This is a genomic window from Pseudomonas sp. TE3728, assembly GCF_056279145.1.
The window spans coordinates 5,613,389-5,630,003 of sequence record NZ_JBWBQT010000001.1 but is presented as its reverse complement, the minus strand read 5'-3'; the positions used below and the strand labels follow the sequence as shown (position 1 = coordinate 5,630,003).

The 16,615-nt window shown below is 56.7% G+C and carries 20 protein-coding genes and 2 pseudogenes; 8 read left to right on the top strand and 14 right to left on the bottom strand.

Annotated elements, in window-relative coordinates; all coding sequences use genetic code 11:
- Positions 1-347: 347 nt before the first annotated feature.
- The 3 genes from ACZ89R_RS24760 to ACZ89R_RS24750 all read left to right on the top strand — a co-directional run bounded on the left by ACZ89R_RS24760 (position 348) and on the right by ACZ89R_RS24750 (position 1,679).
- Complete coding sequence (locus ACZ89R_RS24760; protein WP_192344334.1) at positions 348-683, top strand: hypothetical protein; 336 nt, start codon at positions 348-350, stop codon at positions 681-683.
- A 372-nt stretch (positions 684-1,055) separates the two neighbouring features.
- Positions 1,056-1,235, top strand: coding sequence for a type II toxin-antitoxin system HicA family toxin (locus ACZ89R_RS24755; protein ID WP_048394018.1), 180 nt, complete (start codon positions 1,056-1,058; stop codon positions 1,233-1,235).
- Between the two features lie 36 nt (positions 1,236-1,271).
- Positions 1,272-1,679, top strand: coding sequence for a type II toxin-antitoxin system HicB family antitoxin (locus ACZ89R_RS24750; RefSeq protein WP_429547788.1), 408 nt, complete (start codon positions 1,272-1,274; stop codon positions 1,677-1,679).
- 56 nt (positions 1,680-1,735) lie between these two features.
- Here ACZ89R_RS24750 and tam read toward each other — a convergent pair whose 3' ends face one another.
- Positions 1,736-2,506 (bottom strand): trans-aconitate 2-methyltransferase, encoded by a 771-nt coding sequence (gene tam / locus ACZ89R_RS24745; RefSeq protein WP_429547789.1) that lies wholly within the window; start codon positions 2,504-2,506, stop codon positions 1,736-1,738.
- A 386-nt stretch (positions 2,507-2,892) separates the two neighbouring features.
- On the opposite strand from tam, the gene ACZ89R_RS24740 reads away from it, so the two are divergent.
- The gene (locus tag ACZ89R_RS24740) at positions 2,893-3,396 is read left to right on the top strand and encodes an inclusion body family protein (protein WP_095630996.1); all 504 of its coding nucleotides are present in this window, start codon (positions 2,893-2,895) and stop codon (positions 3,394-3,396) included.
- Between the two features lie 125 nt (positions 3,397-3,521).
- A complete protein-coding gene (locus tag ACZ89R_RS24735; RefSeq protein ID WP_429547951.1) occupies positions 3,522-4,061 on the top strand; it encodes an AidA/PixA family protein in 540 nt (179 codons plus the stop codon).
- Positions 4,062-4,126: 65 nt separating this feature from the next.
- Here the strand turns inward: ACZ89R_RS24735 and ACZ89R_RS24730 are convergent.
- Both ACZ89R_RS24730 and ACZ89R_RS24725 read right to left on the bottom strand, forming a co-directional pair.
- A pseudogene (locus ACZ89R_RS24730) lies at positions 4,127-5,213 on the bottom strand (type I restriction endonuclease).
- 160 nt (positions 5,214-5,373) lie between these two features.
- On the bottom strand, positions 5,374-5,520 hold the full coding sequence (locus tag ACZ89R_RS24725; protein WP_217856632.1) for a hypothetical protein: 147 nt from the start codon (positions 5,518-5,520) through the stop codon (positions 5,374-5,376).
- 188 nt (positions 5,521-5,708) lie between these two features.
- Here ACZ89R_RS24725 and ACZ89R_RS24720 point away from each other — a divergent pair, with 188 nt between their 5' ends.
- Positions 5,709-6,107, top strand: a complete 399-nt coding sequence (locus ACZ89R_RS24720) for a low affinity iron permease family protein (protein ID WP_218398241.1) — start codon at positions 5,709-5,711, stop codon at positions 6,105-6,107.
- A gap of 56 nt (positions 6,108-6,163) precedes the next feature.
- Here the strand turns inward: ACZ89R_RS24720 and ACZ89R_RS24715 are convergent, their stop codons facing one another.
- The 7 genes and pseudogenes from ACZ89R_RS24715 to yiaY form a co-directional block, all read right to left on the bottom strand.
- A complete protein-coding gene (locus ACZ89R_RS24715; RefSeq protein WP_123499151.1) occupies positions 6,164-6,667 on the bottom strand; it encodes a DUF4142 domain-containing protein in 504 nt (167 codons plus the stop codon).
- Positions 6,668-6,740: 73 nt separating this feature from the next.
- Complete coding sequence (locus ACZ89R_RS24710) at positions 6,741-6,896, bottom strand: KGG domain-containing protein (protein WP_008014777.1); 156 nt, start codon at positions 6,894-6,896, stop codon at positions 6,741-6,743.
- A 116-nt stretch (positions 6,897-7,012) separates the two neighbouring features.
- A complete protein-coding gene (locus ACZ89R_RS24705; RefSeq protein WP_429547790.1) occupies positions 7,013-8,362 on the bottom strand; it encodes a sensor domain-containing protein in 1,350 nt (449 codons plus the stop codon).
- Positions 8,363-8,464: 102 nt separating this feature from the next.
- Positions 8,465-9,103 (bottom strand): LysE family translocator, encoded by a 639-nt coding sequence (locus tag ACZ89R_RS24700; protein ID WP_007903290.1) that lies wholly within the window; start codon positions 9,101-9,103, stop codon positions 8,465-8,467.
- Positions 9,104-9,167: 64 nt separating this feature from the next.
- On the bottom strand, positions 9,168-9,584 hold the full coding sequence (fos, locus tag ACZ89R_RS24695) for a fosfomycin resistance glutathione transferase (RefSeq protein WP_429438570.1): 417 nt from the start codon (positions 9,582-9,584) through the stop codon (positions 9,168-9,170).
- A 211-nt stretch (positions 9,585-9,795) separates the two neighbouring features.
- A pseudogene (locus ACZ89R_RS24690) lies at positions 9,796-9,924 on the bottom strand (LysR family transcriptional regulator); the annotation flags it as partial.
- Positions 9,925-9,935: 11 nt separating this feature from the next.
- The gene (gene yiaY / locus ACZ89R_RS24685; protein ID WP_429547791.1) at positions 9,936-11,084 is read right to left on the bottom strand and encodes an L-threonine dehydrogenase; all 1,149 of its coding nucleotides are present in this window, start codon (positions 11,082-11,084) and stop codon (positions 9,936-9,938) included.
- A gap of 156 nt (positions 11,085-11,240) precedes the next feature.
- Here yiaY and ACZ89R_RS24680 point away from each other — a divergent pair, with 156 nt between their 5' ends.
- On the top strand, positions 11,241-12,260 hold the full coding sequence (locus tag ACZ89R_RS24680; RefSeq protein ID WP_123499164.1) for a DUF4917 family protein: 1,020 nt from the start codon (positions 11,241-11,243) through the stop codon (positions 12,258-12,260).
- A gap of 136 nt (positions 12,261-12,396) precedes the next feature.
- Here ACZ89R_RS24680 and ACZ89R_RS24675 read toward each other — a convergent pair whose 3' ends face one another.
- The 3 genes from ACZ89R_RS24675 to ACZ89R_RS24665 all read right to left on the bottom strand — a co-directional run bounded on the left by ACZ89R_RS24675 (position 12,397) and on the right by ACZ89R_RS24665 (position 13,843).
- Positions 12,397-12,741: a YegP family protein gene (locus ACZ89R_RS24675; RefSeq protein WP_095632345.1), complete on the bottom strand. Its 345-nt coding sequence runs from the start codon at positions 12,739-12,741 to the stop codon at positions 12,397-12,399.
- Between the two features lie 200 nt (positions 12,742-12,941).
- Positions 12,942-13,247 (bottom strand): ribbon-helix-helix domain-containing protein, encoded by a 306-nt coding sequence (locus ACZ89R_RS24670; RefSeq protein WP_007903755.1) that lies wholly within the window; start codon positions 13,245-13,247, stop codon positions 12,942-12,944.
- A gap of 14 nt (positions 13,248-13,261) precedes the next feature.
- The gene (locus ACZ89R_RS24665) at positions 13,262-13,843 is read right to left on the bottom strand and encodes a DJ-1/PfpI family protein (protein WP_095051422.1); all 582 of its coding nucleotides are present in this window, start codon (positions 13,841-13,843) and stop codon (positions 13,262-13,264) included.
- Between the two features lie 369 nt (positions 13,844-14,212).
- Between ACZ89R_RS24665 and ACZ89R_RS24660 the strand changes: the two genes are divergently transcribed.
- Positions 14,213-15,103: a DMT family transporter gene (locus ACZ89R_RS24660; RefSeq protein WP_429547792.1), complete on the top strand. Its 891-nt coding sequence runs from the start codon at positions 14,213-14,215 to the stop codon at positions 15,101-15,103.
- Between the two features lie 133 nt (positions 15,104-15,236).
- Here the strand turns inward: ACZ89R_RS24660 and ACZ89R_RS24655 are convergent, their stop codons facing one another.
- The gene (locus ACZ89R_RS24655) at positions 15,237-16,454 is read right to left on the bottom strand and encodes a class I SAM-dependent methyltransferase (protein WP_429547793.1); all 1,218 of its coding nucleotides are present in this window, start codon (positions 16,452-16,454) and stop codon (positions 15,237-15,239) included.
- Positions 16,455-16,615: the final 161 nt, after the last annotated feature.

Genomic DNA, 16,615 nt, shown 5'->3' with positions numbered 1-16,615 from the left:
AACGCATCGCCACTGACGTCCAAGCAGGGCAGAAAATACCGTCCCATTCGGCGGTAAAGTCAGCAAGAAGTATAGTGCACGGACGGAACAAGTGCTTTTTTGAAAAACCTGATGCAGGGATATTCCAACGAATATTAAGCTAATCGTTTAAAGCGATTCGCTACATACAACTATGGATATTCAGCATTACGTTTCTATGGACTAAACGGGCGTAGCGCACAGCAAGCGAGACCAGGTTGCCAGCTATACTCAATCCTGATGACGGGATGGCAGAACTGGCCAGAAGCGGATGGCTTGAGAAGACACGAGAGCTACAAAGTCCAGCAGTCCACGACGGAGGTTTCGTCATGAGTAACCTGACAATCGAAGGCTGGTGCAAACCCAGCGGCGCCCCAAAGTCCACCCCGGTGGGTGAGATCAGCTTTGATGTCGATGGCCCCCTCCATCTGAGTCTAGAGCAAGCTGAAGAACGCCTACAGAAGACTCATGAGCCTGAAGCCATGGTTGATGTCGACATGAGCTCAATGGATTTGGTCTTGCCAGAGGGATACGGCCCCTTGTCCGACTGCCAAATGCGCGTCTACTTGCAGCACGGACGAGGTCAGTTCCATTTGGTCGGGCATCGAGCGAGCGATGGAAGCTTGATCTATACCAACGCGGTTTTGATTGATCAGCTGATTTAGAAGCTACTACTCAATCTCAGTCAGTTAAGCGAGCAACCCCTTTTCGTAGGAGCCAGGCTTGCCGGCGAAAGCGCTCTTAAGGACGCCTTCGCCGGCAAGCCTGGCTCCTACATGTCCGATTCGCCCAACTCACTGACATTGATCCGAAGTGGCCGGTTTTTTATGCATGAAATTTGATCTCCCACGCTCTCCAGCGCCTCGGCAAAACCCTGCAATACAGAAAGCAGACCTCCCCCAAGCCATCGCCAAATGCCCTCCTAGACTCATTTCATACCGCTAGCACATCAGTGCTGAGGACGCATTGGTGGTTATAGTGTTGATTAGTGAATTTCAGTAGGTATAGTAACCACAAGCACACCACAGGGAGGTGATGTGAATAGCCGTTTTTTGATAAGCCAAATCGTTGCAGATGGCTGGTATCTGGTACGAATCAAGGGAAGCCATCACCATTTCAAGCATCCGACCAAGCCTGGACTGGTAACGGTTCCTCATCCGAAAAAGGATCTGCTCAAAAAAACGGCCATCAGTATTTTGCAACAGGCGCTGCTCTGACGAGTCGATGGACAGCGCCTTCGGAGAATGACAAACATGCTTTACCCAATTGCGATTTCCATGGGCGATGACGAACACGCCTGGGGCGTGGAAGTACCGGATATTCCGGGTTGTTTCTCCGCTGGGGAGGATCTGGATGACGCCATGGCCATGGCGCGCGAAGCCATCGAAGGCCATTTCGAAATATTGGCCGAAGACGGATCACCGATTCCGCCCGCCAACAAAGTGACCTTGCATGCAACCAATCCACAGTACGCAGGGTGTACGTGGGCCGTGGTGGACATCGATGTCACTAAATACCTGGGCAAGGCTCAGAAACTCAACATCACCCTGCCCGGCTACTTGCTCAACCGCATCGACGAATACGTACTGCATCATCCGGAAGAGAAAAGTCGCTCCGGATTTCTGGCTTCGGCCGCACTCAAAGTTTTGCAGCAGGGCTGATGGTTCGAAGGTTGGTCAACCAAAGGGACAAACGGCCACGCATGTCCCTTTGTACGTCAGCGTGTTGCCACTATGAACAAACGCGGAAACGGCAACAGCACAGAACCATCACTCAGCGTCGGATAGGCCTTCTCGATTGCCGTCAGATACTGCTCGAGATACTGCACTCGCTCCGCTTCATTCAGCGGCTCAAGAAAAGGCCGCAAACCGCTGCCCTTGAACCACTCGACAACGCCCGATGCGCCATCCGAGAGGGGATGATAGTAAGTGGTGCGCCATACATCGACCCGAGTGCAGTGGGCACGCAGCATCGAATAGTAACCACCCGCATCCTCCATTTCCGTTCGCAGCCCAGCGACTCCCGCCAGTTTGTCAGCCCAAGGGCCGTTCGCTGCGACTTCGCGCATCAACCTGTGTGACGGTTCGTTGAGGTTGTCGGGCATCTGAATCGCCAGGCTACCGCCGGGAGCAAGCCTGGTCACCAATGACGGCAGCAACCGGTCGTGATCGGGCAGCCACTGCAATACCGCATTGGCGAAAATCACGTCGAACGGGCCGGCATCGTTCCAGACATCGATGTCTGCGGTGTCGAATTGCACCTGAGGCAAGCGCTGGCGGGCGGCCTCGATCATATCGGGCGAACTGTCCACCCCTCGCACCGCGGCATTGGGAAAGCGCTGCACCAGCAACTCGGTGGAATTACCCGGGCCGCAACCGATGTCGATTGCCGATTGGACGTCCATTGTGGGGATGGCGGCCAGCAAGTCACGCGCCGGGCGCGTGCGCTCATCTTCAAACGCTACGTATTGTTTGGCGGACCAACTCATATCGTTCTCCTGTCGGTGCAGGTTGTAGCCAGAGGCAGACAACCGGTTCGCTACGATACATCGACCGATGTGCTCTGCCCTATCCCGACTTTTGGAGGGCGTAGGATCTGAGTGAGCCTTTTCTTATCGCCAAATCATTGAAAGTCATAACCGAAAGGACCGTTCGTCGACCGATGGCAAAAGCGATTTTGACAGTATAAAAATGACATCTATAGTCCTACTCGCGGCCTGTTGGAAGGAACCCAACCCGTCATTTCAAGGCAAGGAGCAAGGCCAGCTCGCCCCCGTGATCGAGTGGGTTCCCCAGTAGTGTGTTCGCAACGGCCGCAAGGCAAAGCGTTGTGCCTGGTAGGTAGCCAGGTAATCACTATCAAAGGAGCTTTACTATGTCTCGAGTCACGGATGTACTTGTTTCGATCGACACCGAAACCATTCTGAAAAACTACCCGAACATCAGCAAAAACCCTGCTGCACCGACGATGATCGACGTCAACCATGTATACATGGTGACCAATCAGAACAACGTGGTGAGTGGCCAGGCCGGTGGCGAGCTCAACTTGAAAGCACAGGTAGGCGATCTGATTCGCTGGCGTGAAACCAGCCTGTCGCTAGGCTTCGAGCAAGCAGTGATTTTCTACAAGTTCGTCGGTAACGCAGGCAACGAGTTGATCTCTACGCCCACGCCACGCAAGGCTACCGCCTCCTTTGCAGTCCCTAACACCAGCAATCCGTCGGTGCCCAGCTGCCAGAAGGTCGATAACCATTACTGGTCTTCGGAAACCCTTGCTTGCGGCAGCGTGACCTATCACTTCCAGTTTCTGATCGTGAATCGCGACTGCCAGATCATCGGCTGCTGCACATGGGATCCGTTCATTACCATCCATAACTGATGTTGGGCCGGGCCCCTTGGCAACGAGGGGCCTACCGAGCTCGTTGCCGCCTCGGCTGGAACAGGATGTCTCGCTTGAACCGAAGCGGTTACCGTTTTGCGTCAACATCATGAAAGGAATCCATGATGACTTCCGAACCGATTACCTCCCCTTCGGCGAGCGTCGTGAGAGCCAGTAGTGTGCTGCTGATCGTCGATGCCGAATCGCTGCTTTCCCGTTATCCGCAACCCAGTCTTGAAGCGCAAAAACCGACGGTGATTGAAGACGGCTTCATCTTCGCCATCAGCGGTACAGAAACAACAAAAAAAACCAAAAATGACAGCAAAGTGACGCTAACAGCCAGTAACGGCCAAGTCTTCCATCTCCGCGGCAGAACCGTCAGCCTGCTGGCCGAACACAGCGTTGTCTTTCACAACATTTCGGTGAGCGATGCCGGGATCCTTTCGCCACCCAAACTGGTCGTCAACGGCGAGCAGACAGTCCCCGCGCCCGACCCGGCCAACCCGACCCAACCGGGCAGTCACAAAGCCGATGATCATTACTGGGAGTGCTCGCAATTGACCCCAGGCGTGGTGGCCTGCGAACTGAGCTTTATGCTGATCAACCAGCGCTGTGAAGTGTTGGGGTATTTCAGCTGGAAGACTGAGGTGACGTTGTCGGCGTGAATAGATATGTAAAAAGAAACCGGCCTCAAGGGGCCGGTTCTTTGTATGCCGTTTACCCAACACGGTCAGTCGTAGTACCCAACTGTCTTCTTCAAGTGATCCGAATAATCGTAAATCTCATCAACCGAGCCAATCGGATGCCGCGTTTCATTTTTTTCTTCGTCAAAAATCCCAATGTACTTTTGTGAACGATTGAAGTGAAGGCGACAAATCGGCTTGCGATTATTGTCATCGAGCAAGATCCCAAAATAGCTTTGCGTATCGCGTTGCACTATCCGTTTAGCGTCTACAACCGAACGAACCACCGCACGGACAATGTGATAACCCTCCAATTCTTCCAGGGTCGTCAGCACTTTATCCTCTGATTCGTCACGCTGATCTGTCGGATCACTGCCGCCGGCAGGAACCGATCTCGATGCCAGCGCAGGCTGAATGGCACCACTCATCGCTGATTTGAGTCGGTCATTGATCTGATCATTGAGAAACTGCACGACTGCTTTTCTCGTCAGCTCGTGGAACTGCTCACGGACTTTCTGAGTTATGACCCCGTCGTACACTCGGGAGGCGAAGACTTTTACAAAGTCGTCATCAGGTTTGATGACCTGCGAGGCGATGACCTTTTTGATCTGACTGACGTATTTCAGCTCACCTGCAGCATTGATGATCGAATCCACATCGAATGCAGACTTGGTGAGCTTGATCAATTCGGGGACGGAGTACTCATCGATATCCAGAAGATCGAGTTCAAGAAACGGTTTCTCATCCATCTTGTTGGGCGCATCCAGGTCGGTGAAGAATTTATAGACTTGGCCGTTGGTGAGGATAGAGATTCGAGCGCTGGTGACATGGAAATAACGAAACAGCTGGGAGGCGTGATTGATGTGCAGCGACTCGCCTATTTTTTTGCACTCGATGAGGATCTGTACCTCTCCTTCCTTCATGATTGCGTAGTCAATTTTTTCTCCTTTGTTTCGTTCCGATATCGCAAACGAATTCTGGAGTCACCTCACTCGGATCAAAGACATCGTAGCCCAGCACCGTACTGATGAAGGGCATGACGAAAGCATTCTTGGTCGCCTCCTCCGTCTGAATTGCAGCGCTTTGCAAACGAACCTTGGCGGCTAGGCTTGCTAACTTCTCAAAGAATTCCATGAGTGACCTCTTACTTGGTTTCGATCCGTGTGTTTGCATGCTGGCAAATTGACTGCCATTTGATACTAGACACAAACCGGCACAAAGAAAGATTCCAATCAAAGATTCCAGACGCAACAAATCCTTAGGCGCAAACCAATTCACAAACTAGCGTCAATCCTCACTGCTTATCACTACCCTTCTCCTGCATCTGCACCGAAGACTTGGTGCCATCAGTATTGTCTTTGGTCTCGTTATCCGAGTTATCGAAGCAGCCTTGCAACGCAAGCAGGCAGCAGCAAAGGTAAAACGTGCGAGCGAGGTTCATGCTGGTCTCCAGTTTCACAGGCTTGAAGTAGTGACCCCATGTCGGTGGAAATGGTTGCGACTTTTTCGGCCCCGACGATCAGCCTCTGACAGAGGGTTCACGCATCCATGCGCAGGCACTATTCAGCAGAATTTTCGTTATGCCCGTGCTGTCTGAAAATCAGGCGCATCCCTATAAGGAGCACGGCAATGAAATTCGCAAAAATTGCACAGAAACTCTCTCTGTGGGCCGGCCTGCCCCGGACATTTCTGGGGGCGATCGTTCTGATTATCCTGTGGGGTTTGAGCGGGCCGATTTTTCATTTCAACGATACCTGGCAATTGATCATCAACACCTCGACCACCATCATCACTTTCCTGATGGTGTTCCTGATCCAGAACACCCAGAACCGCGACACGGACATTTTGCACTTGAAGATCGATGAGTTATTGCGAGTAACGAAAGAAGCGCAGAACGCGATGCTGGGTCTCGAATCGCTGGATCTCAATCAGCTGGAAGAATTGAGAAAGAAATATCGCAACCTCGGCGAGGGCGAAACGATTCCTCTGGACGGCACTGTCGTCCCGGAAACAAAGAAACAGGATTGAATGAATGTTGACCCATGCCCCGCGGATGACCGGTGACGTCACCCGCGCCATTGGTGCTAACGACTGGCTTGCAGCTCTCTGGCCATTTGCAGGTGGTTTTGCAGTTTGGGCAAGGTTTCTTCGGCGAACGCTTTGATTTGCGGCACGTCCGTGGTCTGCGCTTGTTGTTGAAGCTGCTCGATGGTCTCTTGGGTGGTTTTCACCTGACTGGCGGCGTACGCCTGATCGAAGGACGCATCGTCCTTCACCTCCGGAATCAGGGTTTTGGCCTTGTCCATCACCTCTTCGCGTGGTGCGACCGGTAAATCAAGTTGCTTGGCAATTTTCGCCAGATGCTGGTTCGCGGTGGTGAGATCATTGATCACCACAATGGTGTAATCCTTGACCTCTTTGGATTCGGTTTTCTGGTGCGCCAGACGGCTGGCTTCGATGTCGGCCATGCCTTTGGCCGACGCTTCGTTGATGAATTCAGCGGCTGACTGGGCAAAGGCACTGTTGGCAAACAGCCCCAGTAACGTGACAAAACTGGCATTGCGTAAACGGGTGGCCATCCGGCTCATGGTCGCGCCCTCCTTCTTTGAAAATTCAAACGGGAGCTTACGCCCCCGTCTTTTAATAAAACCACCGTCACTATTACCGGGATTTCTGACCACCTTTGCGGCCCATGCCGCCTTTCGCGGAGTCTTTATCAACGGTCGTCGTGGTGGTTTTCCCACCTTTGCGACCGGCTTCAGACGCCTTCGTTCGATCATGGGCACTACCCGGACTCGGATTTTTTGAAGTAGGCATGGTTTTCATCCTCTTGATGATGAGAGCAGCGAGCAGCCGCCCGCATAGAATAAGAATTTCCATAGTCAAAAAGGTTTAGAAAAACTGGCAACGCTGCGACGAACGGTGACGGGCTTTCAGGCCCCGAGACGCAGGTGATGCTGGCGCTTGGCGCTGTACATCGCCTCGTCGGCATGCCTGAACAACTGATTTTCTTCAGTCCCGTGTTCGGGGTAGTGCGCAACGCCAATGCTCGGCTGGATGCTCAGGTTATGCCCGTCCAGGCGCAGGGGCTGAACCAGCACCTGGCGGATTTTTCCCGCCACACGCTCGGCATCCTCTGCGGCATGGATGCTGTGCAACAACACCACAAATTCATCACCGCCGATGCGCGCCACGGTATCGGTTTCACGCACGCAGCCCTTGAGCCGATTGGCGACCGCTTGCAACAGCATGTCGCCGACCGTATGACCGTGGGTGTCGTTGACATGCTTGAAGCGGTCGAGGTCGACGTAGAGCAAAGCCATTCGACCGGAGTCTGTTCGGGCCAGCTCCAGCGAGGCTTTGAGGCGTTCGCGCAGCAACTCGCGATTGGGCAACTGAGTCAGTTGGTCGTACTGGGCCATGCGCTGGAGCCGGGCATGCAATTGCTTGCGCTCGATAGCGGTCGCGACCTGGGCGCAAACATACTGCAGCAGCTCTTTGTCTTGCTCGGTGTAACGCTCGCCGCCCGGTACGCTTTTAACGATCAATGCGCCAATGGTGCCGTTCTTCGAACTCAATGGCACGCCCAGCCAGCAGGGCGAATCCTGGCCGGCGACCAGTGCCGCAAACCCCGCCGGCGGATTGTCCTGATCCGGAGTCAGCAGGATCGGCAAGCCGCTGCGAATCACTTCGCTGCAAAGACGCCCGGTCACAGTCCCGGGCTCCTCGGGTTGCGGTTCACGGTCGTCGACGTGATAGGGAAAATTCAGCTGCGCGCAGTGCTCGTCATACAGCGCCACGGAGAAATTCAACGCCGGGAGCCATTCGCCGATGATCAAATGGACGCGTTTGAACAGCGCCAGCAGATCTTCCGCCGCATGGGCCGCCTCGGAGATTGCGTACAGCGCCGCTTGTCGGGACTCGGCCTGTTTGCGCTCAGTGATATCGTGGGCCACGGCAATGCGCAATTGGTCGGCTTCCGACCAGCGCGCAGACCAGAGAATGTGCGCCACCCGGCCATCCTTGCGCAGGTAACGATTTTCAAAATTGAGCTTGGGTTCGCCGCCCATGATCTCCCGCGCGGCGTCGAGGGTGCGCTGTCGGTCGGCGGGATGTACCAGATCGATCATCGGCTGGCCGATCAGCTCGTCGGGGGTGTAACCGAAAATGCGCTCGCAGGCCGCGCTGACAAATACGAAGCGACCTTGTTTATCCACCGCACAGACGGCGTCCAGCAAGAGGTCGATGTAGCTCGCCAGTGGGGCGGAATTTCTGGTTTCCATAATGCCGAGAGCGTGTCCGGACAATGCAACATTGAACAACCCTCCCTGACCGGTCATACGCCCGAGCGATGACTGTACGCTGACGCTTCCCTGCGATCAGCCTCAAGCCTTGTTCGTCACCAACCCAGGCAGCGCATGCACCAAGGCATTGATGGCAAAACCGATGAACATTACCCCGCACAACCGGGTGATCGCCAGTTCATGACGCTGATACAACGTGCGCACCTGACGCGCCCCGACGATGCCTATGAGAATAGCGTAGGCCAAAAGGCCACCAACGAAGCTCAGGATGATCAACCAGGGCAACATCGACCAATGCAGCAATTCTGCACGGCTGGACAACAGCGCAGTAAAGGTCGCCACTGCCACCGGATAAGCCTTGGGATTGGTCAAACCGAACAGGATGCCGTGCCAGAATGGCTGCCGCGCCGGCCCCTGAGGCGCCTCGGCGCTGCCGCGACGAGCCCGCACCGCGCGCAGGCCCAGCCAGAACAGGTAGAGCCCGCTGAGTACGCCCAACACATCGAACGCGGTGCTGCCGATTTCCCGCGCACCGACAATCGCGATCAGCGCCGTGCTGCACCAGACCACGTCGCCCAGCAAATGCCCGCACAGAAACCCCGCTCCGGCCCGCCGCCCGCGCGCCGCACCGATGCCGAACACCGCCAGCACACCCGGCCCCGGCGTGATGCCATAAATGAAGCCCGAGGCGAGAACGGCCATTAGCAGCGATGGAGTCATGGGAATTCCTGTTGAAACGCCGGATGAATGGACGCAAGTCTATCTCAGGACCCCGAGTATCGACTTACTGATCGTCGAAGAACTTCATCCCCGCATATGGCCGTTGCCGACAAGCCATCAGCCGCGACGCCAGATCCCCGACATGTGCTTCAAGCTTGTGCCCGTCCGGGTCGAGAAAATAGAACGACGCCCCTTCGCTGCGGTTGTCCCGCCACTCCTGCACGTTGGCCGATCGCAGGCGTTCGACGAACAACGGGAAATGCGCAAAATCAATGCTGAAGGCGTAGTGGGTATAGTCAGCTGCGGGCGCGGATTGGCGTAGCGGATCGCGAGAAAGGCACAACCACAAACCGGGCAATGAGAGATAGGCGCCGGCGTCCCATGTGGCTTCCAGCTGGAATTGCAGCAGATCGCGATAGAACGCCACGCTGCGGTTCAGGTCGGTGACGGCGAGGGTCAGGTGGTTGAGGCCGGTTAGCATGGGTTTAGTAACCTATAGGCTGGGTCCGACCGGAGCGTACAACTTAAACGTCCTTGAGCGTATAGCCGCTGGGGGGTTGTTGGCTGTGAGTCAGGCATCGCGAGCAGGCTCGCTCCCACATTGATTGCGTCGGGCACAGGATTTGTGTCCGACGCCAACCCCTTGTGGGAGCGAGCCTGCTCGCGATGAGGCCGGCCCAAATAGAGAACTGTCAGGCCTGACCGCGCAATTGCTCAAACAACATCCGCCTCACCGGCGACAGGGTCGCTTCATCGCGCACCACCAGAATCAATGCGCGATCCAACCAGTCATCCGTCAGCGGTACCGCGTGCAAACCGAACCGTGCCCTGGTCAAAACGCGCTGCGGAAAATCTCCTCGATCTGCCGCTGATCCGCCTTCCGTGGATTGGTCAGTCCACAGGCGTCTTTCAAGGCGTTGCTGGCCAGTACCGGGATGTCGTTGAGCCTGGCACCGAGCTGGCGTAAACCGGCGGGGATTTCCACGTCCCTGGCCAGGTTGCGAATGGCCGCGATCGCTGCCTGAGCGCCCTCTTCGGGGCTGAACCCGCGAACGTCGGCGCCCATCGCGCGGGCGACATCGGTCAGGCGGTCGGCGCAGACCAGCGCGTTGAAACTCTGCACGTGAGGTAGCAGCACCGCATTGCACACACCGTGGGGCAAGTCGTAGAAACCGCCCAACTGGTGAGCCATCGCGTGAACGTAACCGAGGGACGCATTGTTGAATGCCATACCGGCCAGGAATTGCGCGTAAGCCATGTTTTCCCGCGCGATCATGTCACTGCCGTCGCGTACGGCCAGGCGCAGATTATTGCTGATCAAGGTGATGGCTTTCAGCGCACAGGCATCGGTAATCGGGTTGGCCGCCGTGGAGACGTAGGCTTCGATGGCGTGGGTCAGTGCGTCCATGCCAGTGGCGGCAGTCAGGCCCTTGGGCATGGCGACCATCAGCGCCGGGTCGTTGACCGACAGCAGCGGCGTGACGTTGCGATCGACAATGGCCATTTTCACGTGACGGGATTCGTCGGTGATGATGCAAAAACGGGTCATCTCGCTGGCGGTGCCGGCGGTGGTGTTGATCGCGATCAGCGGCAGTTGCGGTTTGGTTGACTGATCGACGCCTTCGTAATCACGAATCATCCCACCGTTTGTGGCGCACAAGGCGATGCCCTTGGCGCAGTCGTGAGGCGAACCGCCGCCCAGAGACACCACGAAATCACAACGACTTTCCTTGAGCAGGCCCAGGCCAAGTTCGACGTTGGCGATGCTCGGATTCGGCTTCGCGCCGTCGAAGATCACCGAGTCGATGTCCTGGATCGCCAGTTTCTCGGCAATCATCGTCGCCACGCCAGCCTTGGCCAACCCGGTGTCGGTGACGATCAGCGCCTTGCGAAACCCATACTTGCGAATGGCGTCCATGGCTTCGTCGAGGCAACCGGTGCCCATGATGTTCACAGCGGGGATGAAAAACGTACTGCTCATGCGCGAGTCTCCTGGCTGAAGCCGAATCAACAGCACCGATCCGGCGGGTGCGCACAGGATCGACCCATTAGTCGTGCGGTAACTTGATCTGGCTCAAGTCCGGGTCGTGATAAAGTCGCCGTCCATCAGACCTTTTGCTTTGAGACAACGAACGCAATGACCGATTTCCAGGATGTCGATGCCCAACTTGAAGACTGGAATGCCTTGCGCACCACCGCCTCTTTCGGCGGCCTGCTGGTGGGTAACGGTGCCAGTCGTGCGGTATGGGACGACTTCGGCTACGACTCGCTGTTCGAAAACGCCCGCACCGTCGAAGAGAAGCCGCTGAGCCAATCCGAATTGAGCGTGTTCGAGGCGATGCAGACGCGCAGTTTCGAACAGGTGCTTGGGGCGCTGAAAACCACCAGCCGGGTCAACAAGGCCTTGGCCGTCAGCTCAGCGGCACCGCGCAATCGTTATTACGCGATCAAGGAAGCGCTGATCAATACCGTGCATGCGGTGCACATCCCTTGGCGGTTGGTGGTGCCCTCGACGCTGGCGACGATCAATCAGGAGTTGGGCAGCTATCGAACGGTGTTCACCACCAATTACGATTTGCTCAACTACTGGGCGATCCAGCACCGGCCTGAGGCTATTACCGATCTGTTCCAGGGCACCGAGCCGCGTTTTGACCTGAGCCTCACCACGACAGACAAAACCCGGCTGTTGTACCTGCACGGCGGCCTGCATCTGGTGCGCAATCAGGACGGCACCGCGCGTAAATTGATGTCGACCGAAGGTACGTTGCTGGGCAGTTTCGCCATCAACAATACGATCAAGACCCTCGACGACGTGCCACTGTTCGTCAACGAAGGCCCGACCCAGGACAAGCTCAAAACCATTCGCAGTTCCGATTACCTGTCGTTTTGCTACGACCAATTACTGGGCCATGGCGATGGGCTGTGCATCTTCGGGCATGCCCTTGGCGAGCAGGACAGTCACATCATTCATGCATTGCGTCAGGCGAAGCCGAAGACAGCGGCGATCTCGATTTACCCGCGCAGCAAGGCGTTCATCCAGCATCAGAAGCGGCATTACACGAAGGTGTTTGAAGGGACGGGAGTGGAGCTGCGTTTTTTTGATTCGAAGACGCACGCGCTTGGTAGCCCCAAGCTGACCGTACCGGTCGAGGTTTAGGTCAAGATCAAAAGATCGCAGCCTTCGGCAGCTCCTACATGGATCGGCGCAGGAGCTGCCGAAGGCTGCGATCTTTTGAATCCCCACCTGCCTTTTGTGAATGAACACTGCTGAAAACCAATTGAGGGCCTTGTGATCAGAGCACCGGCAAGGTCTTGTCCTTGATCACCGTGGTCGGGCCGTTGGCCTTGACGCTGGCGATGCCTTTATCCCGCGCGGCGTCGGATGAGTAGGACTCGCTGCTGCCGATGATTTCGTGATTACCGGCCTTCAGGTTGAAATAAGGGTGACCGTCCTTGGTGGTTTTTTTCTCGTAGCGTTCGTCCAGTGGACTGTTGGCCTGAACCGAGGCGATACCGCCATCGGCCGCACCGCGAGAGGTATACAGCTCACTGGTCAGAATGGTTTCGGCATTGGCCGCTTTCAATACAAACTTGAATTGACCGTTGACGGTTTTGCTCACTTCGTACCATCCAGACATGCTTCTACTCCTTGGCGATTGAGAGGTTTGGCGCTTCAGAGTAAAGACCAAGTCAGGATTTCTGTCGCCTGTACCGGCCCCATCGCGGGCAAGCCTCGCTCCTACAGGTTTTGGGTCGGACGCAAAAATTCGCGGTCAACCGAATCCTGTGGGAGCGAGGCTTGCCCGCGAAGGCGTCCTCAAAATCGACACAAACCGCTCTATTTCACCGCAGCCCGCACCACTGATAACTCAGGTGTCTGCACCCGTCGCTGGCTCAAGTAGCGCATGCAGCTAACCCGCAAGAACGAGGCGAAATTCACCACTTCGCCGCGGTAGTCCATCACCTCTTCATACAGCTTGGCGATCAACTGATTGGTGGTCATGCCGTCGACCTCGGCGATTTCGCTGAGGATGTCCCAGAACTGATTCTCCAGCCGCAGGGTGGTCACCACCCCGCAGATGCGCAGCGAGCGGGAGCGCGACTCGTAGAGAATCGGATCGGCCTTGACGTAGAGCTCGCACATGGAAACGTCCCTCGTTACAGCGTGATTTTGGTGCCCAGCAACCCAAGGAAACCGGCCAGCCAGCTCGGGTGCGCCGGCCAGGCCGGTGCAGTGGCCAGATTGCCTTGAACGTGACCTTCCGTCACCGGGATATCGATGAATGTGCCGCCAGCCAGGCGTACTTCCGGAGCGCACGCCGGGTAGGCGCTGCACTCGCGGCCTTCAAGAATGCCTGCCGCGGCCAACAGTTGCGCACCGTGACACACGGCGGCGATCGGTTTGCCAGCCTTGTCGAACGCTCGCACCAGGTCCAAGACTTTTTCGTTCAGGCGCAGGTACTCCGGCGCACGACCACCCGGCACCAGCAGCGCGTCGTAGTCCGCTGCATCTACCTTGGCGAAATCGAAGTTCAGGGCAAACAGGTGACCGGGTTTTTCGCTGTAGGTCTGGTCGCCTTCGAAGTCATGGATTGCCGTGCGCACGGTCTGGCCGGCGGTTTTGTCCGGGCAAACGGCGTGTACCGTGTGGCCGACCATCAGCAGCGCCTGGAAGGGCACCATCACTTCGTAGTCTTCGACGTAATCGCCGACCAGCATCAGAATTTTTTTAGCCGCCATGGGAAGGACTCCTCTGGAAAATGCATGGGCATGCAGGAGTATTCAAGGTAGTCCTTATCCGGCGGGGTGGGTAATAACCTGCTACTACGCCGATCACCCAGGGTTGATCATTTGATTTGCGGATGTGCACGGCCGATGTAGGAGCTGGCGAAGCCTGCGATCTTTTGACCTTGATCTTTGGGGGCATTGGGTGAAGCGATTAGATAGGTGGCGCGGTCGATAAAAAGATCGCAGGCTTCGGCAGCTCCTACGTTGGGGGCATTACCCCCAACTGTACGGATAACTCTGCGCCTATCTGTAACAGAGCAGCGCCTGAGGTTTATGGCTAGATAAAGAAACTTCCCGCCATTCTTAATTCTGGTTGCCATCATGTCCTCGCGCGAAAACACCGGCATGGCCCTCGGCCTGCTCGGCGTCGTTATCTTCAGCCTGACCCTGCCCTTCACCCGGATCGTCGTGCAGGAACTTCATCCGCTGCTCAACGGCCTGGGCCGTGCGTTGTTCGCGGCGATTCCGGCAGCGCTGTTATTACTGTGGCACCGGGAGAAGTGGCCCACCTGGAAACAAGTCAAAGGCCTGACGCTGGTGATCGCGGGGGTCATCCTTGGTTTCCCGGTGCTGTCGGCCTGGGCCATGCAGACCTTGCCCGCCTCCCATGGGGCACTGGTCAACGGCCTGCAACCGCTGTGCGTGGCGCTGTATGCCGCGTGGCTGTCCCATGAACGTCCGTCGAAAGCCTTCTGGGCCTGCGCCGCGTTGGGCAGTGCGTTGGTGCTCGGTTATGCGCTGATCAGCGGCGCGGGCAGTATTCAGGCCGGTGATTTGCTGATGCTCGGCGCGATTGCCGTGGGTGGGTTGGGTTATGCCGAAGGCGGCCGGTTGGCCAGGGAGATGGGTGGCTGGCAGGTGATCTGCTGGGCGCTGGTGCTGTCGACGCCGCTGCTGATCGGGCCGGTACTGTACCTGTCGCTGCAACATCAGGGCGAGATTTCAGCCAAAACCTGGTGGGCGTTTGGTTACGTCTCGCTGTTTTCGCAGTTCATCGGGTTCTTTGCCTGGTACGCCGGGCTGGCCATGGGCGGCATTGCCCGGGTCAGCCAGATCCAGTTGCTGCAGATCTTCTTCACCATCGCGTTTTCGGCGCTGTTCTTCGGTGAACACGTCGAGCCGATTACCTGGCTGTTTGCCGCCGGGGTGATCGTGACGGTGATGTTGGGGCGCAAGACGGCGGTGCAACCCGCGCGTGTTGCCACGGCGTAAGGCAAGATTAACGCTGGATTGCGGATCAATGCGATCGGTGTAGGAGCTGGCGAAGTCTGCGATCTTTTGGCGGTTCTGGAAATGCAAAAGATCAAAAGATCGCAGCCTGCGGCAGCTCCTACAGGGGCTGCGATCAGCTTAGGTAACCATCAGCCCGCAGCAATGTTTCCAGGCAATGTTCGCTGATGTGGTAGAAATCCTTCAATTCCTGGATCTTCACCAACAGCTGAGCCGGGTCCACCGGCTCGGCGCGTTTGACCGCCAGGATCATCTTGTTCTTGTTGGTGTGGTCCAGAGAAATGAACTCAAAGACCTTGGTCTCGTAGCCGCACGCTTCCAGAAACAACGCACGCAAACTGTCGGTGACCATTTCCGCCTGCTGGCCCAGGTGCAGGCCGTATTGCAACATCGGCTTGAGCAGCGCCGGGCTCTGGATTTGCAGGCGGATCTGCTTGTGGCAGCACGGCGAGCACATGATGATCGAAGCGCCGGAACGAATACCGGTGTGAATCGCGTAGTCGGTGGCGATGTCGCAGGCATGCAGCGCGATCATCACGTCCAGCTCGCTCGGCGCGACGCTGCGCACGTCACCGCATTTGAACACCAGCCCCGGATGCTCCAGCTTCGCAGCCGCGGTGTTGCACAGGTTGACCATGTCTTCGCGCAGCTCGACGCCGGTCACCTCGCCCTCGGCCTTCAGGGTGTTGCGCAGGTAGTCGTGGATCGCGAACGTCAAGTAGCCCTTGCCCGAGCCGAAATCCGCCACCCGCACCGGTTTGTCCAGCGCCAGCGGCGACGAAGTCAGCGCATGGCTGAAGACTTCGATGAACTTGTTGATCTGCTTCCACTTGCGCGACATCGCCGGGATCAGCTCATGCTGCGCATTGGTCACGCCGAGGTCTTTGAGGAACGGTCGGCTCAGGTCGAGGAAACGGTTCTTCTCGCGGTTGTGCTCGGCGGACGGCACTTCGCGCAATTGCTGAGGTTTGCTCTTGAACAGCGAAGATTTGCCCTTCTTGCTGTATTCGAGCTGGGCTTCGTCGGTCAATGACAGTAAATGCGCATTTTTGAACGATGCGGGCAACAGCGCAGCAATGGTCGCCACGCCTTCGGCCAGCGGCAGGTTTTTGGTGATGTCGCGGGTCTTGTAGCGATAGACGAAGGACAGGCATGGCTGATCCTTGACCGTCAGTTGCTTGATGATCAGTCGCTGCAAGTCCGCTTCGCCACCGACGTACTTGGCCAACACCAGTTTGATGAAGGCGTTCTGATCGAGGCTGGTTTGCAGCAGGTCGATGAACTGGGCGTGGTGATCCGGCGCGAGGCTGGCGGGAGTGGCGGTGACAGACATGGGGAAAAACGGCCTCGGGCGGTGCGAATCGGGGAATGGCGGGTATTTTAGGGGGGATGGAGTTCAGGAACACGCTGTTATTTGCCAAACGGCAAAGATTCTGTGGCGAGGGAGCTTGCTCCCGCTCGGCTGCGCAGCAGTCGCAAAGCAGACAACGAGGT